The sequence below is a fragment of the Paraburkholderia sp. BL18I3N2 genome (assembly GCF_003001875.1).
GTDB lineage: Bacteria > Pseudomonadota > Gammaproteobacteria > Burkholderiales > Burkholderiaceae > Paraburkholderia > Paraburkholderia phytofirmans.
In genome coordinates, this window is sequence record NZ_PVNC01000050.1 from 1 (window position 1) to 6162 (window position 6162).

The following is a 6162-nucleotide window of genomic DNA, read 5'->3' on the forward strand; positions in this document are numbered from 1 at the left end:
GGGCAATGACCGTCCGGAAGCACAGTTGCAGCTACCCGCCATCTACTCGGAAACGCTGTGGCTCGAGCGGCTCAGTCAATGACGCGTCACAGACAGGCCCCGTGCCCAGAACAGGTGACCAATATGCTTTCCATGGCACCGGTGATCTTTGACAAGGGGTCACGGCGCTAACGAACAATGGGCATCAGCCGCTGCGACGTTGACTGCCCCGCTCGAGACCATCTCCGCGGCGGTTCCCAACTGACGTAGCGCCGTCCAGGCAGCAAACATCAGCGCTGCAAAGTCACCAGAACGAGGAAGGTTGCCCACGCCAACGAAATCACGACGCAGCCCCAAAGAACAATCGCTGCTGCAGCCGCGCAGCCAATCTTCGGAACCCCGACACACCCGGCGATCGTAAGCATTGGATCTACACCGTCGCGGATTTTGTTGACGCGCGAGAGGATAGGCTGCTAGCGAACGGGATCGATGTGTGAGGCGGCGGGCAGCAAAGGAGCGACGTTCCAGGGTAACAGTTCGTCGATGCGGTTCACTGGATGATCGGCGATGCGCTCGATGACGTAATGCAGATAGGCTTCGGGATCAACGCCGTTCATGCGGGCAGATCCAATCAGGCTGTACATCGCGGCTGCACGTTCTCCGCCTGAGTCCGCACCGGCAAACAAAAAATTTCGTCTTCCGATTGCTACGCCGCGCAACGCGCGCTCGGCTATCAGATTGTCAATCTCGGCCTGACCATCACTGCAGTAATAGACCAGCGCAGGCCAGCGATTCAACGAATACTGGATCGCTTTGGTGGTGTCTGATTTCGCGGAGAGAGTGAGAAGCGTCGCCTCGAACCACCGCTTCATGTCATCAAGCAGCGGCACAGCCTTCTCCTGGCGAACGCGCCGTCGTTCTTCAGGCGGCTTGCCACGAATGTGCTCTTCGATGCGATAGAGTGCGCCGATGCGCTCGAGTGCCTCGCTGGTGATCGGCGATGCCCGAACAGCGTGTAGATCATGTAGCTTCCGACGTGCATGCGCCATGCACGCTGCTTCGTGAATCTGACCGCCCAGTACAGATCCGCATAACCGGCGAAGGCGTCTGCCTGCAGTACGCCCGTGAAGTTGGCGAGGTGACGCTGTGGATGTTCGCCGCGACGATCCGGTGTATAGGCAAACCAGACGGCCGGCGCTTCGTCCGAACCACTGGGCCGATCATCGCGCACATACACCCAGAGACGACCGGTCTTCGTCCTGCCATTGCCCGGTGCGAGCACCGGCAGCGGGGTGTCGTCGGCGTGAACCTTGGTGCCACCAAGCGCGTGGCGGCGCACCGCGTCGACCAGAGGGTTAAGTAGCCATGTCAGACTGCCCAGCCAGTGGCCCATGGTGCCCGCTTCGATCTCGACGCCGTCGCGCGCGTACATGACGGACTGGCGATAGAACGGGATGTGGTACGCGAACTTCGATGTCGTGATGTGGGCGAGCAAAGCCGGACCCGGCAGGCCACGATCGATCGGCCGGCTCGGCGCTGCGGCCTGCACGATACAGTCGCAGCACGAACAAGCGAACTTGGGACGGCGATGACGGATGACGCGGAAGTGCGCGCGCACGTATTCAAGCTGTTCGGAAACGTCTTCGCCCAGCGGTTTTAGCGCGCCACCGCATCCCGGGCAGTGTTCCTCGAGGGGGCGATGCACACGCTCTTCGCGTTCGAGGTGATCAGGCAGTGGTTTGCGACAGACACTCTCGCGGCGTTGCTGCGCCTTCTTTGAGTCAGCCTGGGTGGCCGCACCTTCGTCGGCCTGCAGGTCCTCAAGTCGCAGTTCAAGCTGCTCTATCTGACGCTCCACCTTCTCAGACTTGCGACCGAACTGCATGCGGCGCAGCTTCGCAATCGTCAGCTTCAGATGTTCGATCTCGATTACGCGGGAGCTGAGCTGGTCCTGCAACTCGACGACCCGCTGCGCGTTTGCGTGCGCTGACGCCGCATGCGCGCGCACCAGCGCCTTCAGCGCATCGATGTCGTCGGGCAGGTCGCTATCGGTCAGATCCATTGCGACAGTTTACGACCATCGGCCGCACACAGATCATCGGGTAACAGACGTTTACAAAGCACTGCGCGGGCGTGCCGCTTCGACTGGTTGTCGCCAGTCAAACCCCTCGAGCAGGAGCGAGAGTTGAGCGGTGGTCAACGCCACCACGCCGGTGTCGGCGCGGGGCCATGCAAAACGCCCTTTCTCAAGGCGCTTCGCAAATAAACATAGGCCGCCATCGCTCCAGTACAACGCCTTCAACAGATCACCACGGCGCCCCCTGAAGATAAAAACATGGCCGCCGTATGGATCCTTCTCAAGCACCATCTGTACCTTCGCCGCAAGGGAATTGAAGCCGGAGCGCATGTCAGTGACGCCGGCAGCGATCCAGATCCGTGTGTTTGCAGGCGGCCCGATCATCGCAGAATTCGCTCGAGGACCAGGCGCAATATCGTCGCGTCGGGCACGCCTTCTATCCGGACCGACGTATTGCCATGCTGAAGCTGAATGCTGCCCTTTGCAGCCTCCAGAGGTGCCGGCGCGTTCGTCGCTTCCGGAGCACGGGCCGCCGGTCGATCGGACTGTACATCGACAACGACGGGCAACATGGCCTGCGTCTGCGCATCTTCGATCAACAGACCCTGAGCGTACAGTTTGCGCCAGGCCCACACCTGATTGGCGTTGATGTTGTTGTCGCGAGCGACCCTTGCGACCGACGCGCCGGGTTCAAACGTCTGCTCGACGACCGATCGTTTCCATTCCAATGGATACCGTCGGTTCTGGCGCTTCGCTGGTAAATCGACTGTCTGAGGCACTGTGTCCATTCCCGCTGTTTGTGGACAGAGTCGGTCACTCGTGTCCGTCGCAGGCGATGATTGCATCTTCTACGCGAAGCGGGGAACGGTACAGCTTAGATGCTTACCGGCGATCCCGATATTTTTCCGGATGTGCCTGTCGTCCTGCGTCACGTGCTTACGTCGTCTCAACAGGTCCATGGTTATCGCAATGATCTTCGTGTGGATGGTGCAGATGTCCGTCATGCAGGCAGGCGGCATGGCCGCCATGCCGGATGGCCATGCGCCCGCGGTTCGTGCTGTCCTGATGGTCGTGATAGGCACGGTGCGGTTCACTGCAGGTGCTCATGTCTGTGCTCCTCGATTGTTCAGCCGTCAGGCATAACACTTCTGCGATCACTGAATGACAGTTTAGCCCGCGCATCTTGCATCGAACTCACAACCTTTCTCGTACAGACACCTTATTTGCGACCATGAGCGGTCCAGACTCACAACCCGGTGCGTCTCCATCGATGCATACGTGTTGTCAATTGGCACCGTCCGTTCATTCGCGGTTCTGGCAAGGCGATAATGCGGCAGCTCCCGTGCACCGCTTCGGTCCGGGTGGCATCGGCACACGAAAGGCTTTCCAAAGTCTGCAACGCTCCCTGGCGCCACACATGACCAAACCCTTACGATTCCCTCTATCAACCATCAGGCACTGGCTAGCAATGCTTGCCATCCTGAGCGCATCGGCTGCCGTGGCGCACCCTCACGTCTGGATCACATACAACGCAAAGATCCAGATGCGGGGCGTGACGATTACCGCGATAACAGAAACCTGGCGTTTTACCGAGGGCTTTCCGGTCATGCTGGTCGGGATCGATCATCTGCCGACAAGCGGCCCACTGGGGCCGGCGCAAACGGCGATTTTCAAAAAGCAGGCGTTCTCGTCCCTGGGACCGGCCGACTATTTCAGTCATCTGCTCGTTGACGGCGAACCGCAGCATTTCGCGGAGCCCTTGGATTTCAGGGTATCGGTGGAGAGCGGGCGGATCGAATACACCTTTACACTGCCACTTGTGAAACCGGTCACGGTCGCAGGAAAGCGGGTGCAGTTCGGAGTCTGGGACGAATCGTTTTACGTCGACTATGACCCGGAGTCGGGTCCCGCCGTTTCGCTCGACAGCGGCGCTTCCTCGACGTGCAGGACCCGGAACTTCGCCGACCAGCATCACCCTGTCTTTTATGGAACTGTCGTTCCCCAGGCCACGGCAATCACATGTTGAAGGCTATCTGTCGGATCTATGCGGCCACTTGCGCCGCGCTGCCAATCCGGGGCGCAATTGCCTCCATGATTTTTCTCTGCGTCGCTGTGCCGGTTGCGTCCCAGGCCCAAGGCATCGATGTATTCGGCCGGCCGATTGCAGCGTCAACGACCGCTGCTGCGTCACCCGCGTCACCACAGAGATCCGTAGCGCAGCACACCGATGCCAACCCGGAAGGGGACTGGATTCCGGGTCCTGTGCGGCATGCAGTCCTGGCCGCCGTTCGTCTTCAGGGACGCTGGAACGCCCGTATTCAGGATATGGCGGTGCGCCTCGGCACAGAGCGTGATCCGGCTTTGTGGGTGGTACTGCTCGGCCTGTCTTTCGCGTACGGCGTGCTACACGCACTCGGGCCAGGTCATGGCAAGCTTGTGGTCGGCACCTACCTGGGATCGCGCGGCGCACATCTTCGCGAGGCAATACTCCTGAGCGGCTGGACCGCCGCTGTGCAGGCTGCCAGCGCGATCGTCGTGGTCATGGGAAGCATTCTGGTAACGCGGGAAGGCGCTCAGGGCATCCTCGCGCGCGCGGTTTCGCTTGAACTGGTCAGCTACGTGATGCTTTGCGTCGCCGGGAGCTGGACCGTCTGGTCGATCGCCACGCGGCGAGACTGCTGCGCCGATGGGCGCAAGGTCATGCTGGTTCCGAAAAACTCGAGGATCATGAACGACACAGGCGACCGGGGCGATGACGACCGGTATTATCTCGGCCACCGCCTGCCAGCGCACCTGCGCCCCGCACTTCGTCTGGCAGCGAAGGCAAAGTCAGGTGGCGTTCCGAAGACGAGCGCAATCGGATCGCAAATCTGCCTGACCGGGCTGGGCGCGGGCATGCGGCCGTGTGCGGGGGCAATCTTTGTGCTGGTCGTCTCGGTGGGCGCGCACGTGCCGGAGGCAGGTATCTCGGCCACATTGGCCATGGCGCTGGGCGTCACGGTGACGGTCACGCTTGTCGGTCTTGGCGCATCCGGCCTGAACCGCGGCGTTGGCCGCCTCTCATTGCGTTATGGCCCGCGCGTCGCGCACATGCAGCGAAGGGTGGCTCTGCTCGGCAGCCTCGCTATCGTCGCGTTTGCCGCACTTCAGATCGCTCTGCAGCTCGGCGGTGTACTGACGCCGTCCCTGTCGTAGGAGCGGCGGCATTACCATACATCACTGGTCACAAGTGCAAATTCATCCCTGCCGCCTTCCGGCTATCTGTTTTTCTGTTCGGCCTTAATGCACCCGTCGAGTCCCTGCCTGATAAGGTCCTGCGGCAACTGCCGGCCAATAAAGACAATCTTTGTCTCCCGGATTTCGTCGGATCGCCACGGCTTGCCGACGTCGGCGCCAAAGATCATATGGACGCCCTGAAAGATCATCCGGCACTCCACGCCAGCGAGATTCAACACGCCCTTGTAGCGCAGCATGGCGGCGCCATATATCTGCACGATCGAGCCAAAGAACTCCTCGAGCCGGTCCGCATCGAGCGGGACTGTCGAGCGGTAAACAAAGGACGACACGTCATCATCATGTTCGTGGGACACGTCTTCAAGGAAATCCGGCTCAATCTCGAGGATTGCATCGAGATCGAAACTGCGGATATCAAGCAGCCTGCTGATATCAGTCCTTCCGAAATCTGAATGCTTGATGGGTGCACGCGCGTTCATCTGGCGAAGACGTGCGGTAATGGCCTCTGCATCGTCGGGCGTGACGAGATCGGTCTTCGACAAAAGGATACGGTCAGCGAAACCAACCTGTTCCTGCGCTTCGTGATGTTCGTCGAGCTGTGCATTACCATGCCTGGCGTCGACGACCGTAACGATCGCGTCGAGCAGGTAGTTCTCGCGCACTGTCTCGTCGACGAAGAATGTCTGGGCAACGGGAGCGGGGTCGGCGAGTCCGGTCGTCTCGATGATCACACGGTCGAAATCAAGCTCGCCTGTGCGACGACGTTCGGCAAGCGACCCCAGGATCCGCACAAGGTCGCCCCGCACCGTGCAGCAGATGCAGCCATTGTTCATCTCAACGATCTGCTCGTGGCCGTCCTGCACGAGCAGTTC

At 60.5% G+C, this 6162-nt stretch carries 6 protein-coding genes and 1 pseudogene; 2 read left to right on the forward strand and 5 right to left on the reverse strand.

Annotation, left to right across the window (positions count from 1 at the left end):
• Positions 1 to 452: 452 nt before the first annotated feature.
• The 4 genes and pseudogenes from B0G75_RS39715 to B0G75_RS40995 form a co-directional block, all read right to left on the reverse strand.
• Positions 453 to 2041: pseudogene (locus B0G75_RS39715) on the reverse strand (IS66 family transposase).
• 51 nt (positions 2042 to 2092) lie between these two features.
• Positions 2093 to 2440: an IS66 family insertion sequence element accessory protein TnpB gene (gene tnpB, locus B0G75_RS39720; RefSeq protein WP_106314939.1), complete on the reverse strand. Its 348-nt coding sequence runs from the start codon at positions 2438 to 2440 to the stop codon at positions 2093 to 2095.
• Complete coding sequence (locus B0G75_RS39725; protein WP_258194974.1) at positions 2437 to 2835, reverse strand: transposase; 399 nt, start codon at positions 2833 to 2835, stop codon at positions 2437 to 2439. The genes tnpB and B0G75_RS39725 overlap by 4 nt, the downstream gene beginning before the upstream one ends.
• Before the next feature lie 157 nt (positions 2836 to 2992).
• Positions 2993 to 3163, reverse strand: coding sequence for a hypothetical protein (locus B0G75_RS40995; protein WP_181309450.1), 171 nt, complete (start codon positions 3161 to 3163; stop codon positions 2993 to 2995).
• 361 nt (positions 3164 to 3524) lie between these two features.
• On the opposite strand from B0G75_RS40995, the gene B0G75_RS39730 reads away from it, so the two are divergent.
• Together B0G75_RS39730 and B0G75_RS39735 are read left to right on the forward strand one after the other, a co-directional pair.
• Positions 3525 to 4082 (forward strand): DUF1007 family protein, encoded by a 558-nt coding sequence (locus B0G75_RS39730; protein WP_106314941.1) that lies wholly within the window; start codon positions 3525 to 3527, stop codon positions 4080 to 4082.
• Positions 4076 to 5251: a nickel/cobalt transporter gene (locus B0G75_RS39735; protein WP_106314942.1), complete on the forward strand. Its 1176-nt coding sequence runs from the start codon at positions 4076 to 4078 to the stop codon at positions 5249 to 5251. The genes B0G75_RS39730 and B0G75_RS39735 overlap by 7 nt, the downstream gene beginning before the upstream one ends.
• 62 nt (positions 5252 to 5313) lie before the next feature.
• Here the strand turns inward: B0G75_RS39735 and B0G75_RS39740 are convergent.
• The coding region (locus B0G75_RS39740) for a GTP-binding protein (RefSeq protein WP_106314943.1) at positions 5314 to 6162 on the reverse strand (849 nt) is incomplete at its 5' end.